Source organism: Paenibacillus sp. GYB006, from assembly GCF_036577645.1.
Taxonomy (GTDB): Bacteria; Bacillota; Bacilli; order Paenibacillales; family Paenibacillaceae; genus Paenibacillus.
Map to the genome: position 1 here is coordinate 85,899 of NZ_JARBDA010000009.1, position 21,470 is coordinate 107,368.

Consider the following 21,470-nt stretch of genomic DNA (forward strand, 5'->3'; position numbering starts at 1 on the left):
AGGGTCGCTCCCCGCCTTCCCAACAGTATCTATGAGCGCCGAATAACTTATTCCCGATTCTCTACAGTACAGATGCTGTTTTCCTGCAATCTTACTCACATAAAAAAAGGCAGCTAATCACTAGCCTGCCTCCCCTCTTTCCTCTATGACCCGCTGTTTACCCGAAGGAAACAGCGACGTCCTTTACCCCTCCCACACGTGGGGAGGAAGCTTTGCCTTTTTTCACCTTACAACGTAACTCCAGGGAATAAGATCATTCCGAGATCATAGCGACTTTTGGCTTTGGCTGGACTACTACTTCCCCGAGTCTACTTACGTCCAGCCAAAACAAGCGGAGCATGAGCACGGAAGAATCGTTTCCCGTCTCCTCCAAGTAACATTGATCATTGCCGTTCACCCACTATCTCACCCATATAAAAAAAGGAAGCTAATCACAGCTTGCCTCCCCTCTTTCCTCTATGACTCGCTGTTTACCCGAAGGAAACAGCGACGTCCTTTACCCCTCCCACACGTGGGGAGGAAGCTTTGCCCTTTTTCGCCTTACAACGTAACTCCAGGGAATAAGATCATTCCGAGATCATAGCGACTTTTGGCTTTGGCTGGACCATTTACTTCCTCGATTCTACTTACGTCCAGCCAAAACAAGCGGAGCATGAGCACGGAAAGATCGTTTCCCGCCACTACTACAGTAACATGAGCACAGAGTAATCGTCTCCCGCTACTAAAGATAACCGCTCACGCCTTACCTGCCCCTCTCGATTCAGCAGAAATCTTCCCCGCATTACCCGCTGACGAAGTACGTGCCGCCGCCTTATTATCATATCGTTTGCGCTCAGTACGCTCAATCTGTACAATCTGACCTTCATGCACCACGATCGATACAGAGCCGAACTCCAGCCCATTCAGTAATTCAGCAATCCGTTCCAACCACACTTCATCCACTTTTAGCGGTTTCGCCATTACAAACGCCTCCTGTTTATATTAGGCCACTGCCTTCTATGGGATTATGATCAATGTGTACTTTTTCTGCTAAAGAAGCTTTTTAATATGAGTGTTGCCAGAGCCAGCAACAACAACAAAGAGGCTACAGCAAAAGAGGCTGAAAATTGATATTCGTTATACAAAATTTCAACATGCAGAGGCAAGGTGTTCGTCTCTCCCCGGATATGCCCGGATACGACAGATACAGCCCCGAATTCCCCCATTGCCCTGGCATTACATAAAATAACACCATACAGTAAGCCCCACTTGATGTTAGGCAAAGTAACTGAGAAAAACACTCTCCACCCTTTAGCACCGAGCATTACCGCTGCTTCTTCTTCCTGTGTTCCCTGGTCTTCCATGAGCGGGATAAGCTCTCTTGCTACAAAAGGAAAAGTAATGAACAACGTAGCTAGAATAATACCGGGTACCGCAAAAATAACTTTCGTATTCCAAGCTTCCAGCAAAGGACCCAACCAGCCGCTTGCCCCAAATACAAGAACAAACATAAGTCCGCCAACTACAGGTGAGATGGAGAACGGAAGGTCGATTAATGTAATCAGCAGCCCCTTGCCGCGAAAATGGAATTTCGTAATAAGCCAAGCAGCCATGACCCCAAAAATGGTATTCAGCGGCACCGTAATTGCCGCTACGATTAAAGTAAGTTTCAATGCCGCGAGTGCATCGGGTTCCGTAAGAGCTGCGATAAATACGCCAACTCCTTGTTTTAAAGCTTCCGTGATCACGATAACGAGGGGCAAAATAAGGAGCCAGCCCATCACAAGTACAGCCGCTCCGATCAGTGTCCACTTGACCCAGGTAGCTTCGCTTGCTCCCCGGGATGCTTTTGTCTGCACTTTAGCTCCTGTTCCTAAAGGTACGGTTCCTGCCATTATGGATTCCTCCTTTTCTTTATCTGCGGGATGTTTTGCGGCTCCAGCGCTGCAGGGTATTAATTAGAAGCAACAGAACGAAAGATACGAGCAAGAGCAATAAAGCGACGGCTGTAGCTCCGGCATAATCGAATTTTTCCAACTGTGTCATGATGAGCAGTGGAGCAATTTCCGTTTTCATTGGCATGTTTCCCGAGATAAAGACGACCGAACCGTACTCCCCAATTCCCCTTGCAAATGCCAGCGCAAACCCGGTCAGAAGAGGAGGAATCAGTTCAGGCAGAATCACTTTACGAAACGTCAGCCAGCGTCCTGCACCCAGCGTTGCCGCCGCTTCTTCTAAACCGGTATCAAGTTCAGCTAGAACAGGCTGAACGGTCCGTACGACAAACGGAATACCGATAAACATAAGCGCGAGCGTGATGCCTAGCTGAGAGAAAGCAATCTTGATTCCAAGCGGATCAAGAAGGGAACCGATCCAGCCGTTAGGCGAATACAGAGCGGTAAGTGCCACTCCAGCGACTGCCGTAGGCAGCGCAAAGGGCAGATCAATAATCGCATCAAATATTTTTTTGCCAGGAAACTCATAACGTACTAACACCCACGCAAGGAGCAAACCTAGAAACAAATTCGCAAAAGCAGCAAAACCAGCAGTCATAAAGCTGACTTTAAAAGAGGCTAAAATCCGAGGATTACTAGCCATTTCGAAGAACTTGCCCCATGTAAGACCTGTTGAATTAAACAGAAGTGCAGCCAGTGGAATGAGTACCACAAGGCTTAAGTATAGAACCGTAAAACCCATTGTTATTCCAAAACCAGGGAGAACCCTTACTTTGGAAGTTCCCACTCCACTACTACTCATGCCTGTTCATCCCTTCTCGCCTCCGGTTTTTGTCCGGTCAGCCTTGCCAAAGCTTTAGCTGCCTGGTGTGTAGATTTGCTCGAAAATACCGCCTTCACTGAAATGTTTCTCCTGTGTTTCTTCCCAAGTGCCGAATACATCCGAAATGGTGAACAGTTCGATCTGCGGGAAAGCATCTTTATACTGTTCAGCTACAGTATCCAGTGTAGGACGATAATAATTGTCTGCTGCAATTTTTTGTCCTTCTTCACTGTACAGATAGGTAAGATAAGCTTCCGCTGCTTCTCGTGTACCTTTTTTCTCTACATTTTTATCAACGACAGCAACGGGCGGCTCTGCCAGAATACTGACAGAAGGATAGACGATATCAAATTTATCCGGTCCCAGTTCTTTTACAGACAACTGAGCTTCATTCTCCCAAGCCAGCAGCACGTCTCCAATCTCACGCTCTACAAATGTGGTCGTTGATCCGCGTGCGCCTGTATCCAGAACCGGTGTATGTTTGAACAGTTCAGCTACGAACTCTTTTGCTTTGGTCTCATCATTATTGTTCTTTTGCAGAGCATACCCCCACGCCGCTAGATAGTTCCATCTTGCTCCGCCAGATGTTTGGGGATTTGGTGTAATCACCTGTGTATCGCCCTTGATTAGATCATCCCAATCTTTGATCCCTTTGGGATTGCCTTTACGCACAAGAAATACAATGGTGGATGTATAAGGAGCACTGTTATGTTCGAACTTCTCCTGCCAGCCTTCTTCAATAAGGCCTTTTTCTTCAATTGCACTGATATCGTATCCGAGGGCAAGGGTAACTACATCGGCATCCAATCCATCAATAACAGAACGGCTCTGCTTTCCTGATCCTCCGTGGGATTGTTTAATCGTCACTTTCTGCCCTTTCTCCTGCTCATAATAAGCGGCAAAAGCTTTGTTATACTGATCATACAGTTCACGTGTAGGGTCATAAGACACGTTTAACAATTCAATGGTCCCTGATTTATTCCCTGCACTTCCGCCGCCTGCGGATTGTGTATTATCTGTGCCGCATGCTGCCAGCGAAGCCGTTAACAATAATGCCATACTGATTGTAAGACCTTTGCGGATCCCCTTTTTCATCTACAATCTCCCCTTCGCCTCAGCTATTAAGTATGAGATATAAAAAATGGAGGAACTAAGGCCTATAGATCAAGGTCAAACCGTCTTGGAATGTACGTGTCTGCCGGATCTATACTGCCTTACGTCCCTCGTCCGTGTGGTAGGTTTTGCATTAACATTTATTCCTACCTGTTTAGTATGTTATGTACATTGTAATGAGGCTGAACGCGGCTGTCAAACATTTTTTAACAGTTATAGTTTCTATATGTTAAACAATCTCTGTTGACATATAATCACACATCCCGCTGATATAAGGCCTTACACAGCTCATGACAAAAAGAAGACCGCACGTATGCGGTCTTCTGAACGAATGCAGATATGATTCACTTCTTCATGATAACAAGATCTGAGCTGCCGGCCTTATGGCGCTGCCGTCAATCGTATATTTGGTGTTGGAGGAGTATTCATCCCTGTGCCGAGATAAAAACTAGTATGTGGCGGCTGATTGTAGGCCACATTTTGCCATGCAATGCCAAGACGATATACAGGATCATGCATCAGCGTATAAATCCTGGTTTCTGTTAGAGCAGTGGTTGTATAGATTCGGAGTGCAGAACTGTCCGTTGTCCGCCACACGGCTTCTTCCCGCCAATCTCCGAGTAGATCTGCTTGCAGTGCTGGTGTAGCTTTCGTGCTATTATTACTGGCCGCACCAGATGCAGTAAGCAGATTTGTTACTGTAGAAGTATCGTAATTCCACTTATCGATCCGGTTATTATCTAACAATTCACGGCTGAGATCACCATCCCACCAGATCCCAAAATTCGTGGAAGGCAGTTTGCTGCTGATCAGCTGTCCTTTTGCAGTGTACATGGATCCTGCAGCCCATACCTCTGCCCCTTTATATCTTGGATCGATATCTGCAGCCATTCCTCGTCCGATATCAGCACTTGTCGGGATTCCCCAGATTAACGCGCCTGTTCTCGCATCACGAAATTCAATCCCGGCTGTAGCAGAAGGAGTTTCATGCACCTGGAATACTTCCATTCCAGCACGATCTGGATCGAGGTCGCTAAAATGCATGGCATCGCCATGTCCAAGCTTCGTCGTATAGAGTCCCGTACCATTATCATCCACGGCCATTGCACCATAGATAATCTCGTCTTTTCCATCATTATCGACGTCTCCTACACTGAGACTGTGATTTCCTTGCCCTGCATACGCACTGTTGCCCGAAGTATTCGTATCAAAAGTCCAGCGTTTCGTTAATTGTCCATTCCGATAATCATAGGCAACCAGGACAGAACGGGTATAGTACCCGCGAGCCATAACAAGACTCGGTCTCTCCCCGTCAAGATAGGCAATTCCCGCCAAGAAGCGATCAACCCGGTTTCCATAGTTATCTCCCCAGCTGCTTACTGTACCTCGAGGAGGATCATAGTTTACTGTTGTTAGGACCTTTCCCGTCAGTCCATTAAAGATCGTTAGGTACTCAGGCCCGGTCAAAATGTACCCGCTGCTATTACGATAATCTTTCGTTCCATCCCCAATCACAGCACCGGTACAATCTTTACTGCCGTCCGCTGTTTTCATGGCAACCTCTGCTTTTCCATCCCCGTCCAAATCGTATACCATGAACTGAGTGTAATGCGCACCTGCCCGAATATTTTTGCCAAGTCCAATCCGCCATAAGCGGGTTCCATCCAGCTTATAAGCATCGATAAACACTTCTCCTGTGTAGCCGCTTTGGGAATTATCTTTCGAGTTGGAAGGGTCCCACTTCACAATAAGCTCATATTTACCGTCCCCATCCAGATCCCCTGCACTGGCATCGTTTGCGCTATACGTATAATTTACGCCGTCCGGTGTTGTTCCGGCAGAAGGTTTACTCAGCGGAACCGATAAATAATTCGACCCCCATACGTTTACGGCAGAAGAAGCAGCTTGCTCCGCTCCATTAACGATAGCCCTCACTGTATACTTTGAACTGGTTGTACCTGCCGAATCCTGAAGATTTGTACTGTTCATAATCGGTGTTGCATTCACCTTCACACCATCTCGGTAAACATTAAACGTTACGCCAGCTCCTTCTGTGCCAAGTAACCGCCAGCTGACAAATACCCCCGTATCTGTCTTTACAGCAACTACACCTCGGTCCAGGTATTCCATCTGTCTTGGATTTGCGGCATGAGCTTGTCCAGAAAAGCCACCTGCTGAATAACATAAGGCTGCTGCTAAAATGCAAATCCCTAAATTCCGTACACCTTTTCTCATTTTCCTGTTCACTACGTATCCCTCCAAGGCTTATTAGGATGGTGGTAAAACTATCAATGAATGTAAGCGCTTTATATTGTGGTCATATTATATTCTAATTTAATTATTCCTTATATAGGTCTCACTCCTTAATTTAATGACACTTTCTGCTGTGAGATGAAAATACGGAAAGTAAAATATCGCTAGTAAGAATGGGTCATTTGTCTGGATGAATGCTCATACATCAGCGGCACTTCCTGAATACAGCTATAAGAGGTAGTGCTTGGAGGCAGTGTATGAATACAGTGAGGGGGACGAAGAAAGAAGGTTTATTTATGAGAATTGATCTAGGTTGCGGCAATCAAAAATTGCCTGGATGTATAGGTATTGACCGTTTTCCTTACGATGCAGTGGATATCATCCATGATATGAACGAGCCTCTGCCGTTCGAAGACAATTCCGTCAGCTACATCATGGCTTCCCATAGTTTGCAGTATGTTCATCATTTGCAGCCTGTTCTTGAAGAGATCTATCGTGTATGTAAACATGGTGCGATTGTATGTATTATAGCGCCTTATGCGCATGTAACGGCACACATGGCAAACCCTCATTTCAAACAATTTTTCAACGAGTATTCCCCTCGTTACTGGACGCAGGACCCTCATTATTATGTAGATCAGGAAGAGTATCTCTTTCGTCAACATACATCTTGGTCCCTTTCCGAAGCGGAGCAGGAGATCAGGATGGACTTTCGGCTCTTACACCTGGAGTTTTTTTATTTCCCCCTCTATAGCGCGTACGATCCTCTGGAGCTCAGTCTGTTAAGACAAAGCCAGCTTAATGTGGCCTACCAAATCATGTACCAGCTTGTTGTTATTAAAGAAGAGATCTCTCCCGAAGAGCTTACCTATCTAAAACAAAGAAGTTGGGAGGAGCCGGAGTATGTGAGCGAGCAGCGTTTATCTTTTCAGAATGAGCGTGAGATTGAAAAAATCTATTATACCGAGCATCTCGCCATGCTCGGCTCTCAGGTTGCGGAATCTTCTCATACGGAAGCCAAACCAACTATTCCGGTGGAACCGCCTTCCCCCTCCTCATCTAAGCCGGATTCTATAAGCGTGCCAAACGCAAGAAAGCCTGCTAGAAAGCCAAAAAGAATATCAAAAAATAAAGCTGTCCCCCTCCTTCGTTCCAAAAAGAACCCCATAAAAAAGAGAAAGCTAAACCCGAAAAAGAAACCCGGAAGTTCTCGATAATCGAGGCTTCCGGGTTTTCTATTTTATCAACATCCGAATGAAATCTTCTTCTATTCTTCCCCTTCCGGATAGACAAGTACATTAACAATGACCGTATAAATACCTTCCTGGGCATCCGTTACGATAAATGTGAATTGATCTGGGCCTGTAAAGTCAGGATCAGGGAAATAGATATACGTTCCATTTGCATTGAGTACAAGTCTTCCATTGTTCGGGTTATCTATGATCTGTGCTGTAACAATAAGACCGAGACCAATTGTATTTAAATTTCCTGAAAGCGGTCGGTTTTCTTCCGTACGAAGCTGAAGGGTTATGGTGCTGCTTCCCTTTGTCACTCTTACTGAAACAAGGAACAAAGTGATTTTACCTGCCAGATCCGTAAATTGTATCGTAAATTCATCAATTCCGGTAAATCCGGCATCCGGTGTATAAACAAACGTGCCATCCGGTCGTAATTCTACTCTTCCCCGTGAAGGGCCGCTCCGCAAAATATAATTCCCCTGACCCGCTGGCAGTGCGTCTCTTACAGGGGTTCCTACTGTCGTAGTAAGCTGAATACTCACGGAGTTTGGATTGCCTGAAGGATATACAACAACACTGACGATGGACAGAGCACTGAGTCCCAAGCTGTCACTGACCCTTACACTGAACGTATCCGTTCCCGTAAAACCTGCGTTTGGAATATAAGTAAAGCTTCCATCTGGATTTAGCTCTACTGATCCTGAATTCGGGAGACCTGCAAGCTGATAAATCAGCGGAAGCCCTGCCGGATCACTCGCAAGGATGGTCCCAGATACAGGCTGATCTTGCACTGTTCCAATGCCGATATCGGTTGTAATCGGTCCATTCACCGGTCCGGAAGCACTTACTTCTACGGTAACAGGAATCGATACCGATTCTCCTGCACTGTTTATAGCAATGATTGTAAAGCGATCTGTACCTGTAAAATCAGGACTTGGCGTATACGTAAAGGTACCGTCTGGATTTACAATCACCGTACCGAACTCAGGAGAAGTTTCTAAAGAATAGACAAATGCAAGACCATTTGGATCAATCGCGATCGCAGCTCCATTCACCGCCTGCCCTTGAACCGTAGCTATCCTTACCGGATTAGCAAATGGGATATCATCTTCTACCGTTACTGTCACGGTAGAAATTGCATTTTGACCGTATAGGTCGGTAACAATGACACTAAATTGATCTATTCCGATAAATCCTGGATTTGGGGTATACGTAAAAGTACCGTCAGGATTTATATCGACTGTCCCGTTTGCCGGCAATAACGTATAGAGCGTAAAGATTAGAACTCCATCTGGGGCGCTCGCTGTTACTATTCCGTCTACTGGAGTATTGATAAGGGTAGAAAGTGAGACATCTGGTGCACTCGGTGTGCCGGTAATGACCTGAATGGTCACAATGATATTGGAGGATGCACCGTTCGCATCTGTAGCAATAACTGTAAACCGATCGGTACCTACAAATGTTGGACCAGGTGTATATGTGAAACTTCCATCTGGATTCACCGTAACCAAACCTTGTTCAGGCGGTATGCTCAAAGTAAAAGTAACTACCGAGCCTTCAGGGTCCACTGCAGTTAACACAGCACTGATTGGATTTCCTGCAAACGTCGTAAAGGTAACATCATTTACGATTGGTGGAAGAACAGGAATATTGATGGTCACCGTGGAAACCGCAGTTCCTCCATTTCCATCACTCACCCATACCGTAAAAGAATCCGTGCCTGCAAAGCCAGCGTTCGGAGTATACGTAAAACTTCCATCTGGATTCAGCTGGGTCGTTCCACTCGTCGGAGAAGAACCCAGGAGATAGATGAGCGGATCTCCATCGGGATCGGAAGCAATAATCTGTCCACTAACCTGCGTATTTGGACTTGTTGAAATCACCTGATCCTCTGTAACCGGAGGCCGGCCCGTCACTTGAACAGTAACTGGAGCTATCGCTGTTCCTCCGTTGCCATCACTAACTAAAATGGTGAACGAGTCACTGCCTACAAATCCGGTATTTGGTGTATACGTAAACGTACCATCTGGATTTACGATTGCTGTCCCACTTGCCGGAGGAGAATTGATCGTAAAGGTAAGCGGATCTCCATCGGGATCGGCTGCAGATATAGCTCCAGATACGGCAATATTCTCAGTCGTCGATACATTAGCACCTGTAGCAGTCGGCGAAAGATTGACTATCGTTAGCGTTATTGTACCTACACCTATCCCCCCTGCAGAGTTAGCACTCTGTACGGTGAAGCTATCAAGTCCCCTGTATCCGGGATTCGGAGTGTAGGTGAATGTACCATCTGGATTTACTACTACCGTTCCGTTAACAGGTGGAGATTGTAGAGAATAAGTGAGCGGCAGCCCATTTGGATCAACAGCAACGATTTGACCCGATATCGGTACATTTACTCCGGTCTCAAGGTTCTGACTTTGAACTGCAGGAGGACTCGCATTCACGTTTACTGTAACTGCGGCTACTGCAACTCCTCCTCTTCCGTCGCTGACCGTTACAGTGAAGAAGTCGGTGCCATAGAACCCACCCGCAGGTGTGTACGTGAACGTTCCATCCGGGTTCAAGATCAGTGTTCCATTAGCAGGTAGTGACTGTACCGTATAGGTGAGCGGATCTCCATCGGGATCGGTTGCAATAACTGCTCCTGTTACCGGTATTGGCTGCACTGTGGATACAGTTGAATTTTGGGTGAGCGGCGGCTGATTAACCACTTGAACATTGACCGTTGATACCGCCGTTCCTCCTTTTCCATCACTCACGAGAATGGTAAACGCATCAGGACCTACATAACCTTGATTTGGTGTATAGGTGAAAGTTCCATCTGGATTCACTGCTGCGGTACCATTTACCGGCGGTAATAAAAGACTAAACGTAAGCAGATCACCTTCCGGATCGGTTGCTGTCACTTGCCCTGATACCGATAAATTAATAGACGTCGAAATACTTACATCGGACGTTACCGGCGAGAGATCGGTTACGTTAACAGTAGCCGTCGCTATTGCTGTTCCACCTAGGCCATCACTAATGAGTACAGTGAAACTATCGGGACCTACATAACCTTGATTCGGTGTATAAGTGAACGTTCCATCTGGATTTACGGTGACAGCCCCGTTTGCCGGAGGTGTGAGTAAACTAAATGTAAGTGAGTCACTCTCTGGGTCTATTGCCGTCACAGCTCCAGCTACTGGTGTATTTTGAGTAGTAGACACATTCGTTCCTACAGCTATAGGCGGGCTGTTCGTGACATCAATCTGGACGGTTGCTATCGCCGTTCCGCCTTTTCCGTCATCGACTAACACGGTGAAACTGTCTCTTCCTGCATAGCCTGCATTCGGTGTATAGGTAAAAGTACCGTCTGGATTCACCACTGCTGTGCCAAACACAGGAGCAGCATTCAGTGAATAGGTAAGCGGGTCCCCATCCGGATCGGTTGCCGTCACAGCACTAGATACAGGGACTCCGTTCGGTGTAGCAAGGAGTAAATCCTCAGCTACAGGAGGCTGATTAATAATGTTAACTGTGACTACAGAGGTTGCCGTGCCTCCTCTTCCGTCACTAACCAGTACAGAGAAAATGTCCGTCCCGACGACACCTGGATTCGGCGTATACGTAAAGGTTCCATCCGGATTTACCAACGCTGTACCCAGTGTTGGTGCAATAGCTAGTGAGTACGTTAACAGGTTTCCATCCGGGTCCGTAGCTATAATTTGACCACCAACCGGGGGATTCTGTACGGTGTCAAAAGAATAATCTGGTACCACCGGAGGCTGGTTATCTACGTTAATGGTTACGACCGAAGTAACGAAAACCCCGCTTGTATTCGTAACAAGCACAGAGAAAGTGTCCGTGCCAGCAAACCCCGGGTTTGGGGTATACGTAAAGGTTCCATCCGCCGAATTCAAAGCGACAGAGCCATTCGCAGGTCCAGCTGATACAGTATAGGTCAGAGTCTCGCCTTGCGGATCGGTAGCTATCACCTGGCCGGATACCGGAATGTTTGTGTTCGTATTCAGCGTTACATCCGATGTAACAGGCGCAGCAACCGGAACACCCACTTGCACGTTAGAGGTAGCCGTCCCTCCTTTTCCATCACTCACCAATACAGAGAAGTTATCGATTCCGAAAAAGTTGAAATTGGGTGTATACGTAAAGGTTCCATCCGGGTTCAGTACAACAACTCCATTACTAGGTGGCACAGATAATGTATACGTAAGTGGGTCTCCATCGGGATCGGTTGCCGGAATTTGACCCGCTACCGGTGTGTTGACGTTCGTCGTTATAGCCAAATCCTGTGCTATAGGCGCTTGATCCGCTACTCTGACAATAGCCGTTCCCACTGCCGTTCCACCCTTTCCATCACTAACAAGAACAGTAAAGGAATCGGTGCCTACAAACCCGGTAGCTGGGGTATACGTAAACGTACCGTCTGGGTTTACGACTGCCGTACCATTTACCGGAAGAGATGACAGCTGATAAGTAAGAGCATCACCGTCTGGATCCGTCGCAATAATCTGTCCAGATAAAGCTGTATTTTGGACCGTAGTGAAATTTTGTGTTTGTGCTATAGGAGGCTGGTTAACCACGTTAATGGTCACTGTTGCAATCGCAGTTCCTCCAAATCCATCAGACACCAGTACAGTAAAAGAATCAGGTCCTGTAAAACCGGTATTCGGTGTATAGGTGAAACTTCCATCTGGATTAACAACTGCCGTACCGCTTAAAGGAGGAGACTGCAAAGTATACGTTAACGGGTCCCCATTGGGATCCGTGGCGATCACCTGGCCTGTAGCCATCATATTTTGGATCGTCGAAAGAGAAACATCGCTCGTGGATGGCGGCTGATTCAGCACATTAATGGTCACATTACCTATCGCTTTGCCTCCAATCCCATCTGATACAAGGTACGTGAAAGCATCCGTTCCCGAGAAATTTGCACCTGGTGTATACGTAAAGGTTCCATCTGCATTAACCACTGCCGTTCCGTTAGTCGGTGCTGAATTCAAACTGTACGTTAACGGATCGCCGTTCGGGTCGGTTGCTACAACCTGACCTGATGCCGGTGTATTCCCCGCAGTTGTTAGGGTCAAATTTTGTGGAATAGGTGGTTGGTTGGTTATCTGGATCGTTACAACAGAGATTGCCGTGCCTCCGTTTCCATCACTGACGACCACATTAAATGCGTCCGTACCAACGAATCCGGGATTCGGTGTATACGTAAACGTACCATCCGGATTTACGACTGCAGTTCCGCTAGCCGGAGCCCCCGTCAAAGCAAATGTAAGTGGGTCACTATTCGGATCGGTAGCGGTTACTTGACCTGATACGGGAATATTCTCTCCTGTTGCGAGATTAAGATTATTTGTTACAGGCGGTAAATTAACAACCTCAATCGTTACAGTAGATACCGCTGTGCCCCCGCTAATATCCGTTACAAGCACGGTAAAAGAATCGGTGCCTATGAAACTAGGATTCGGAATATACGTAAAGGTTCCATCCGGATTGACTTGTGATGTACCGTTCACAGGAGAAGTGTTTTGTGTAAAGGTGAGTGGATCTCCATCGGGATCACTGGCCGTAACCTGACCTGACGCAGCCACATTCGCAGGTGTCGTCAGATTCACATTCTGCGCAATCGGCGGACGATTGAGTATGTGGATCGTTACAGCCCCTATCGCTGTTCCCCCATTCGGATCGGCAGCGAGGAAAGTGAAAGAATCATTCCCTATATAGTCTGTGTTCGGTATATATTCAAAAGTTCCGTCTGGATTTATGGTAACCGTACCATTTGCCGGGGCCGAGTTCAGACTATAAATTAGTCCATCACCATTCGGATCCGTAGCGGTTACTTGACCGCTCAGCGGCGTATTCTTACTTGTGGTCACATCGAGGTTATTTGCGATTGGCGGCTGATTTAATACGGTCACTACCACCGTAGATACAGCAGTCCCTCCGAATCCATCACTTACAAGTACCGTGAATGAATCGTTTCCTGCAAACCCAGGATTAGGGGTATACGTATAGGTGCCATCTGTATTTATTAGGGCGGTTCCACTCGTAGGAACGGAATTGAGAGTGAACGACAACGGATCGCCATCAGGGTCGCTGCCCGTAACTTGGCCGGAAACAGCTGTGTTTCCGTTGGTTACCACGGCATAATTTTGTGTAGTTGGCGGCTGATTGCCGATGGATACGATGTTTCCATTGGATCGAGAGGTACCTTGGAAGATAGGACCGCCAGGTAAACTTTGAAAGTTATAGGAGATTTCAGCTACATTCGATTGTACTGATCCAGCAGGCCTTGACACAATTTGTACAGAGTATACGATTGTACGCGTCTGCCCTGGATTCACTGTCCCAAGAGCAACACCTGCCACGGGATCTGCACCCGGTTGGTTTACTCCATTCACAAAGAGAGAACCCGGTACAAAACTTCCTGACGAAGGGAAATTATCTTTAAGTAAGACGAGTGAAGCAGCAGCCGTACCCGTATTGCTAACGGTTAATGTGTACTGAATAGAGTTTCCTACAAGGGTAGATGAGGTATTTGAGCTTTTCGTAAACACAAAAAATGGAGCATTCACATCCACCTGTAGTCCAAGTGAATTCACCAGGTAAGCATCCCCTTGGGAAGTAGCCTGAATCACAGCCGTCGTTTGTGAGTTAGTTAGTGAGGAAGATACATTCACATTCGTAATATCCCAGCCTTGTCTTGCCCCAATCGTAGCCCCTCCCGGAGGACTGTTAAGTGTTCCAAACGTTCCCCTAGTATCAAGCAAACCTTGATCATTATTAATCTGTGAGCAGAAAAAATTATCCACCGGGTTGTTAGGACCGGATATGGGAGCCAGCGTAGCTATGGTAGGTCCAAATCTAAGTTGATCTCCTACGAGCTGTGGATCTCCTTCACTTGCACTGACCAACAGGCGGCCGTTCACCGTTCCAGTTACTGGAGTAGCAAATCCGCCAATCGACGTCGTGGTGCTTCCTAAAGCCTGGTTTACGATCTCGGCTCCTACATAAAAACTAATATTTCGGGAGGGTAAAAAAGGGCTTGAATAGACAACAGCCAGTGTCCAGCCAGCAAAATTATCATTATTATTTGACGCCGTTACCGTAGCCGGTACTGTACCCGCTGCGTATGTACCTGCCCCTCCTTCCTGCACAAGCGCAGTAACAATGGCTGAATTCACATAGTTGCTACGGATCGGCGCGGTATTTTGTGCGGTTGCCGGGTCAGGAGATACGGCGGTTGTACCAATAGGTGTCGAAAAGGATATAGGATTCCCTATAGCACCAAGCACGCTTCCTCCCCCCGCATCGTAGGAACCTGACCAGATTAATTCAGCATACAGCACAGATGCACCGCTCGGAATGTCAAAAACCGCTCTCGAACCATTCAGTGTATAATTCAGTGTCGTGCCTAATGGAAAGTTTCCAGCTCTAAGTGTCGTATTTAATGTACTAAACGCTCCGATGGAGCCTGTCGTTCCCTGATTATTCTGGTTTGCTACTTTATTAAGCCCGAGTGTATTCCCGGTAAAAGTAATCGTTCCATTCGTTGTGACGTTATATCTTAAGATGTAGGGCATCGCCGGCACACACCTCCGCTAGGATACATACTTGTAGGTCAATATATCGTGCGAATGTTCGTCCTATTCATAAATCCGTAAAATCACATAAAAAAACATAAACTTCACCCCGAGGCAAAGTTTATGTTTTTCGTAGGACTGCTCTTTTATTTTAATGGCTCAATACAAACGGGTGACTGCAGTTCTAATTCAAATCCTGTTTTCGAGAGCCTGCCTGTATCGCGATCTATGCGGAAAGAAACAAGATTATTCGTTCCCTGATTGGCAGCAATCAGCAGCCCACCTGCAAGGAGATTGAAATTACGCGGGGTTTTTCCTCCTGTAGATACTTGTTCTATGGCTGTAAGTTCTCCCGTTCCCTCATTAATATGGAAAAGAGAAATCGTATCATCCCCCCGGTTTGAGGCATATAAGAATCGACCGCAAGGAGATACACGAATATCTGCCCCTGTATTCTCATCTTGCGCCATTTCTCCTCGTGTCGTGATATGATGCGTAATTTGGAATTCCCCGCGATTTTTGTTATAGGTCATGGCTGTAACCGTACTATTCAGCTCATTCACAACATAAGCGAATTTCTCAGACGGATGAATGACAAGATGTCTAGGCCCTGATCCGGCAGGTAATTTTAATTCATAATGGGTCGAAAGCTTGCCATCCTCGTTACGGTAGACAAGTAGCTGGTCTAACCCAAGATCACAGACAAAAACAAAATTCCCATCGGCACTTGGCAGAATAGAGTGAGCATGCGGTCCCTCTTGGCGGTCTTTACGGAACCCTTCCCCTACATGCTGGATCTTCGCACTCATTTCTACCGGAAGACCCGAGTCATCTAATCTAAACACATTCACACTTCCGCTCGAATAGTTAGCAACAAAAACATAACGACCTTCTGCATCAACAGACACATAACATGGGTCTGCACCTTCCGTTGATTTCCGGTCTAAGAGATGAAGTTGTTTGGTAGAGGCATCGACTTGGTAGGTAAACAGTTCCCCTTCTCCTTTTTCACTTACTGCGTACAGTTTCTCACCACTTGGATGCAGTGCTACAAAAGAAGGTTGACCAATGCCATCCATCTGATTCATTACACGCATTTGACCAGTTTCTTTATTGGCGGCGATAAGAAAAATACTCGGTTCTTCTGCTGTCGAATACGTTCCTGTATAAAATAATACTTCATCGGCTCTTTGCACTAGTTCGTTCATCATCGATCGCTCCTCTTAATAAAGCTAGTCTAGTTACTTTTCTATTAACCATATAAGAGTTGCTTTCCTCTAATTTTTGTCAATTTCTCAAAAAGTTCATAAGATGCATACTTGCTCTGAAATGCATTTCATAACGTAACCTACTTGTGTACATGCTAGATAACAACAAAAAAAGGTAAACCTATATAAGGAGGAATCACTCTATGATTCATGAGAAACTAAATCCTTTTCCAGAGCATTTTCTATGGGGTTCAGCTTCAGCCGCTTACCAGATTGAAGGCGCTTGGAACGAGGACGGTAAAGGACCTTCCGTATGGGATATTTATACCGAGATTCCTGGAAAAACATATAAAGGAACGAGTGGAAAAATAGCAGTTGACCACTATCATCGCTATAAGGAAGACGTCGCGCTCATGGCAGAAATGGGACTGGGGGCATATCGTTTCTCGGTCAGCTGGCCACGGATTTATCCGGAAGGAACAGGGAAAGTAAATGAAGCAGGTCTTCAGTTTTACGATAATCTGATTAACGAACTAATTGCTAACAACATAGAACCTGTTCTTACGCTGTATCACTGGGATGTACCGCAAGCACTTCAAGATAAATACGGTGCATGGGAGTCCCGAGAGATCATTGAGGACTTTAACGAATACTGCATTACTCTATTTAAACGATTTGGAGATCGGGTGAAATACTGGGTATCCTTAAACGAACAGAATCACAATACCAACCTTGCCTTTATGCAGGCTTTGCATCCGCCGGGCGTGAGGGATCGCAAACGTTTCTATGAAGCGAATCATATTATGTTTCTTGCCAATGCGAAGGTCATTGATTCGTTCCGCAAATATGTACCTGATGGTAAAATTGGGCCGAGTTTTGCCTATACACCTTCCTACCCGGCAACCAGTTCACCCAAAGACATGCTCGCTTTTGAGAATGCAGAAGAATTTACGAGTTACTGGTGGCTGGATGTTTACTGCAGAGGAACGTATCCAAGCATTCCATATCGCCATCTTAAAAGCATCGGACTCGCTCCAACGCTTGAAGAGGGAGATGAAGAGTTACTGCTGAAAGGCAAACCCGATTTCGTTGGCGTGAACTATTACCAGACCATCACGTATGAGCATAACCCGCTGGACGGTGTATCTTTCGGGAAAATGAACAACACTGGCAAAAAAGGAAGCAATGAAGCAACAGGTATCCCTGGCCTGTATAAAACAGCAGATAATCCTCATGTAGAAAAATCGAATTGGGACTGGGCGATTGATCCCATTGGTCTTCGAATCGGTATGCGCCGGATCACCAGTCGTTATAACCTGCCTATTTTTATTACAGAAAATGGTCTTGGCGAGTTTGATAAACTAGAAGAAGACGGTCAGATTCACGATGCATACCGGATTGCTTACTTAGAATCTCATATTCGTCAGTGTAAAGAAGCGATGATGGATGGTGTCGAGCTCATTGGGTATTGCAGCTGGTCCTTCACCGATCTGTTGAGCTGGCTGAACGGATATCAGAAGCGGTACGGTTTTGTATATGTCAATCAGGATGAAGAAGAAGATAAAGACCTGCGCCGCATCAAAAAAGACAGCTTCTACTGGTACCAAGATGTCATTAAAACGAATGGTGAAAATATCTAAGATTCAGGTTCACCTGTTCTTTTCAAAGTCCATTTACAGCCCCTCTCATAGGGGCTTTTTTGGTTTCTTCCTTTTCATGATTATAATGATTATAGAAGAATTCTTTGTTGTGTAAAATACTGGATTATTGAAGCGAGGGTCCTATGGCCAATATTAAAGACATTGCCATGCTGGCAGGTGTGTCTGTATCTACTGTCTCTCGTGTACTTAGCGGACATCCCTATGTGAGTGAAGAGAAACGCAGGAGAGTTCAGCAAGTAATAGATCAGCAAGGATACACACCAAATGCCAATGCGGTACATTTAATCAAAGGACAGACGAAAACAATTGGGGTTATTGTGCCAAGCAGCCATTCTTACTTTCATGCTATCCTGTCCGGAATTATGGACGAAGCCTCCGAAGCCGGGTATGGTACGCTGTTATATCAAAGCAGATATGATCGAAACGAGGAAGAACAAGCACTTCATCTGCTTCGCACCAAACAGATCGATGGACTCATTCTCTGCTCTAGATCCCTTTCTGTAGAAGAAATTGCAAGCTACGGGACATATGGTCCGATCGTGACCTGTGAATATATAGAAGATGAGCGGATCTCTTCTGTATATACGGATCATTATGATGCTTTTATTGCAGGTATGAAACACTTAACCGAACATGGGCACATAGATATCGGATACTGTATCGGCCGCGCACATAGTACAAGCAGTCAGCTGCGGTATATGGCGTATACTTCTGTGCTTGCGGAACTCGGAGTACCTCTAAACCCGGAGTGGATTTTTGATGATAGTACGGAAATGAAAGATGGGATTCGTATTGTGGAGAGAATGATGAATATGAAAAAAAGACCCACTGCTCTCCTCATAACAGGCGATGAGGTGGCAGCAGGCGTTATTCTTCAAGCACAGGCAGCAGGACTTCGAATTCCCGAAGATCTGGCGATTGTGGGCTTTGATAACCTTCTGATCTCAGAAGCTCTGAAACTGACAACCATTGATCAACACTTGAAGCGTATTGGTCAGGAAGCTTTTCACGCATTCCATGAGATGAGAAAAGCAGGGCAGACGGCGACGGGCGGAACAATGAAACGTTCGATCCCATTTGAACTTGTTAAGCGATCAAGCGTATAACGAAAAGACCTATTCTTCATGTTTTTCGTTGTACTTCAGCCGGTCCCTTGCTGCTGGATGATGATCAGCTGAAAATAAGTTTCCCACTTTACCAAGTCCAGTGGATGGCATATTAACGTACACATTTTCATATTGTCCCGGCTCGATGAGATAGCTCTCATGGTAAACACCTACCGCATCTGTTTTACGAGAGAGCTGGTTAAATTCACGCCAGGCTTTTAGATGTATGCCCCCCTCTCTAGCATATCGCTCCATATCCTCGAACGAGCGCCAGTACTGGATAACGGTAGCACCACGAGTTGTAAACATGAACTCAGCAGATAAGAATCCCCATTCCTTGTTCGTATACAGCTCGCGGATCATCCGGCCCATAGCGGTGAATACAGGCAGCCAAGAAGGTATCGCCCACAGTTTATTCACCCGCATGCCAATGATAAGAATGGCATATCCTTGCTCCATTTTCGCTGTGTAGCGCCCTCGATTTATTTTTGCCATCTTCCAATCACTCCTTCATGTTAACTGTAGATTCAATGAGGGGGATACTGATTCGGGTTCCGGTTTGGCTATCATTGGCGGAAGCTGAGTTAAATTCTAAATGAAAAGTTAATGGCTGCACATGGCTAAAATCATTCAGTCTTAAAGAAGCAGGCCAGCCTTTTTCACTATATTTATAATCCTGAACAAAGAAGGTATTACCTGCTGCATCTTCATATCGGTTCGAAATACTAAAATTAGTTCCTTTCCATATCGGAAAATGGACTGTGAAATAACCATCTTCGATCGTGCTTTGATCAATAGATAATTCGGTAGTAACATCTGCTGAATCTTTAGGTGAGGAAATGATCTTGCCGTTGTCTGTATTAACCACTAGAACAGGATCAAGATTCACTAAGGTATCTTCCATGCTAATCTGCAGATGATCAAATTCTTCATAATAAATGGATGGAAAAAGAAGATAATCGACTCCCATTTCAAAAGTTCCATATCCACGGCGGTTATCGTCAGTCCCTGTTTCTAGAACAATGCTATCTATACTGTCGATACTATACCTATTCTCAGGATCTGGTTTCAATCTCACTTGGGTATATTCCGTTGTCATAATCAGCTCAGTTAATTCAAAAGATTGTCCCTCCACAGTAAAGTTATCGTGCAGTATCACATGTTTTGCTTCCTCTTCCGGCAGCTTAGGATAAGGCGTAGAGAGACTATAGTTACGGTTACGTTGATCCTCCTGAGTTTCAACTACGAACTTCATTATTGCCCCTTCCGTAGACTTCAGCAGGGAGCTATCATTTTTGGTAAATAACATCATCCCTTTCAAGGATGAATCACTCTCACTTGTAAAGTTTCTAGTTCCTTGAAGATTCCCAATTAAGTCTGTTTCACTTGCATCCCTGATTTCCCCTGTGATGTAAGGAATGTGTTGCAGTTCCCCCTTCTCAAGGGTGTACCAAAATAATTTCTCTCTCCCAAAGTTCATGGCTGCATCCAATATGAGACGCACACCGTTATCCGCCTCCATCACCTGACCCAGCTCTACATAATCACCGTCATCTATTTTTTCCTTGATAAGATTATCCTCCTCACCTGTCTCCATCATAAAACTCAGGTCAGGTACAACAAGCGTTCCTTCCCGATTCAATGCCTCATGGATTTTTTCTGGAGTCCATGGATGGAGAACAAGGAGTGTGACGGCAAGAATTGCAATGATCCCACTAATAGACCACCCTGCTTTATTCCTTGTACGCCCCGGTGGCTTCTTGCCTTTTCTTGCATCCTGCAAACCTTGCTGCACAGCAGATTCCCACTTCTTTTCAGCTAGGTTTAACCGCAGTGTTTCTCTCTCTTCTTCAAAATGCTTCCACAGCAAGGATGAAAGTATATCCTCGCTGTTTTCTCCAATCTCCTTTGCAAGGATCGTCATTGCTTGCTGCAAGTAACGAGTCACGAGCTTTTCTGTCTTCCCTATGTATGTTGCCATTTCAGAGCTGTCTTTCTCTGCAAGATAGGTCAGCAGGAACACTTGTCTTACGGAAGCTGGCATGCGATTAATTGCCTGCTCTATTTGCTTCGTCTGCTGGCTTATCATCTGTTTCACTGGAAGAGATTCGCTTGGATTCTCATCTGCATCTTTTGGTTCCATAAAAATTTCCCCCATAGAAGTTCCCTCCACTGAGGTTGCTTCTATAGAAGACAAATTCTGCCGACTCTTGCCTTGCCTCTTCTTGTCTTGTATTATCAGCGTCTGCATGAAAAGGAGCGGTACATCCATTTCTTGATCTTTATTTTTCCTGCATTCATACCAGACAGCAGCAATTGTATCCTGAAGTAACTGTTCTGCCCGTATATGTTCTCTCGTCAGTGCATAGCTTACTATGTATAATTCAGGAGCTCTGTGCTGTATTAACTCATCATATGCTGACTTTTCCCGGGTACCTGTTGCCGGATATTGTTGTTCGTCTGGTAATTGATGATGTGTATTCAAGGTTATATGTCATCACCTTTCCGTATTGTTCGAGGTTCATATAATGATTTATTA

At 45.7% G+C, this 21,470-nt stretch carries 13 protein-coding genes; 3 read left to right on the top strand and 10 right to left on the bottom strand.

Features of this window, described 5'->3' with window-relative positions:
- Window positions 1-253: 253 nt before the first annotated feature.
- The 6 genes from PV403_RS18280 to PV403_RS18305 all read right to left on the bottom strand — a co-directional run bounded on the left by PV403_RS18280 (window position 254) and on the right by PV403_RS18305 (window position 6,105).
- On the bottom strand, window positions 254-397 hold the full coding sequence (locus PV403_RS18280; RefSeq protein ID WP_332085542.1) for a hypothetical protein: 144 nt from the start codon (window positions 395-397) through the stop codon (window positions 254-256).
- Between the two features lie 338 nt (window positions 398-735).
- Window positions 736-960 (bottom strand): YezD family protein, encoded by a 225-nt coding sequence (locus PV403_RS18285; RefSeq protein WP_332085543.1) that lies wholly within the window; start codon window positions 958-960, stop codon window positions 736-738.
- A gap of 50 nt (window positions 961-1,010) precedes the next feature.
- Window positions 1,011-1,874: a sulfate ABC transporter permease subunit CysW gene (gene cysW, locus PV403_RS18290; protein WP_213532988.1), complete on the bottom strand. Its 864-nt coding sequence runs from the start codon at window positions 1,872-1,874 to the stop codon at window positions 1,011-1,013.
- 19 nt (window positions 1,875-1,893) lie between these two features.
- Complete coding sequence (gene cysT, locus PV403_RS18295) at window positions 1,894-2,736, bottom strand: sulfate ABC transporter permease subunit CysT (RefSeq protein WP_213532989.1); 843 nt, start codon at window positions 2,734-2,736, stop codon at window positions 1,894-1,896.
- Window positions 2,737-2,790: 54 nt separating this feature from the next.
- Entirely contained in the window at window positions 2,791-3,852 is a 1,062-nt protein-coding gene (locus tag PV403_RS18300; protein WP_332085544.1) for a sulfate ABC transporter substrate-binding protein, read from the bottom strand.
- A gap of 399 nt (window positions 3,853-4,251) precedes the next feature.
- On the bottom strand, window positions 4,252-6,105 hold the full coding sequence (locus PV403_RS18305) for a rhamnogalacturonan lyase (RefSeq protein ID WP_442951776.1): 1,854 nt from the start codon (window positions 6,103-6,105) through the stop codon (window positions 4,252-4,254).
- 275 nt (window positions 6,106-6,380) lie between these two features.
- Here PV403_RS18305 and PV403_RS18310 point away from each other — a divergent pair, with 275 nt between their 5' ends.
- Window positions 6,381-7,340, top strand: coding sequence for a class I SAM-dependent methyltransferase (locus tag PV403_RS18310; protein ID WP_332085546.1), 960 nt, complete (start codon window positions 6,381-6,383; stop codon window positions 7,338-7,340).
- A 50-nt stretch (window positions 7,341-7,390) separates the two neighbouring features.
- On the opposite strand, the gene PV403_RS18315 is transcribed toward PV403_RS18310, so the two are convergent.
- Together PV403_RS18315 and PV403_RS18320 are read right to left on the bottom strand one after the other, a co-directional pair.
- Window positions 7,391-14,956, bottom strand: a complete 7,566-nt coding sequence (locus tag PV403_RS18315) for a beta strand repeat-containing protein (RefSeq protein ID WP_332085547.1) — start codon at window positions 14,954-14,956, stop codon at window positions 7,391-7,393.
- Window positions 14,957-15,102: 146 nt separating this feature from the next.
- Complete coding sequence (locus PV403_RS18320) at window positions 15,103-16,167, bottom strand: lactonase family protein (RefSeq protein ID WP_249717284.1); 1,065 nt, start codon at window positions 16,165-16,167, stop codon at window positions 15,103-15,105.
- Between the two features lie 200 nt (window positions 16,168-16,367).
- Between PV403_RS18320 and PV403_RS18325 the strand changes: the two genes are divergently transcribed.
- Window positions 16,368-17,804: a glycoside hydrolase family 1 protein gene (locus PV403_RS18325; RefSeq protein WP_213532993.1), complete on the top strand. Its 1,437-nt coding sequence runs from the start codon at window positions 16,368-16,370 to the stop codon at window positions 17,802-17,804.
- A 143-nt stretch (window positions 17,805-17,947) separates the two neighbouring features.
- Complete coding sequence (locus tag PV403_RS18330; protein WP_213532994.1) at window positions 17,948-18,931, top strand: LacI family DNA-binding transcriptional regulator; 984 nt, start codon at window positions 17,948-17,950, stop codon at window positions 18,929-18,931.
- 9 nt (window positions 18,932-18,940) lie between these two features.
- On the opposite strand, the gene PV403_RS18335 is transcribed toward PV403_RS18330, so the two are convergent.
- Window positions 18,941-19,426 carry a DUF4188 domain-containing protein gene (locus PV403_RS18335; protein WP_332085548.1) on the bottom strand — a complete coding sequence of 162 codons (486 nt, stop codon included), beginning with the start codon at window positions 19,424-19,426 and terminating at the stop codon, window positions 18,941-18,943.
- Between the two features lie 7 nt (window positions 19,427-19,433).
- Window positions 19,434-21,416, bottom strand: a complete 1,983-nt coding sequence (locus PV403_RS18340) for an RNA polymerase sigma factor (protein WP_332085549.1) — start codon at window positions 21,414-21,416, stop codon at window positions 19,434-19,436.
- Window positions 21,417-21,470: the final 54 nt, after the last annotated feature.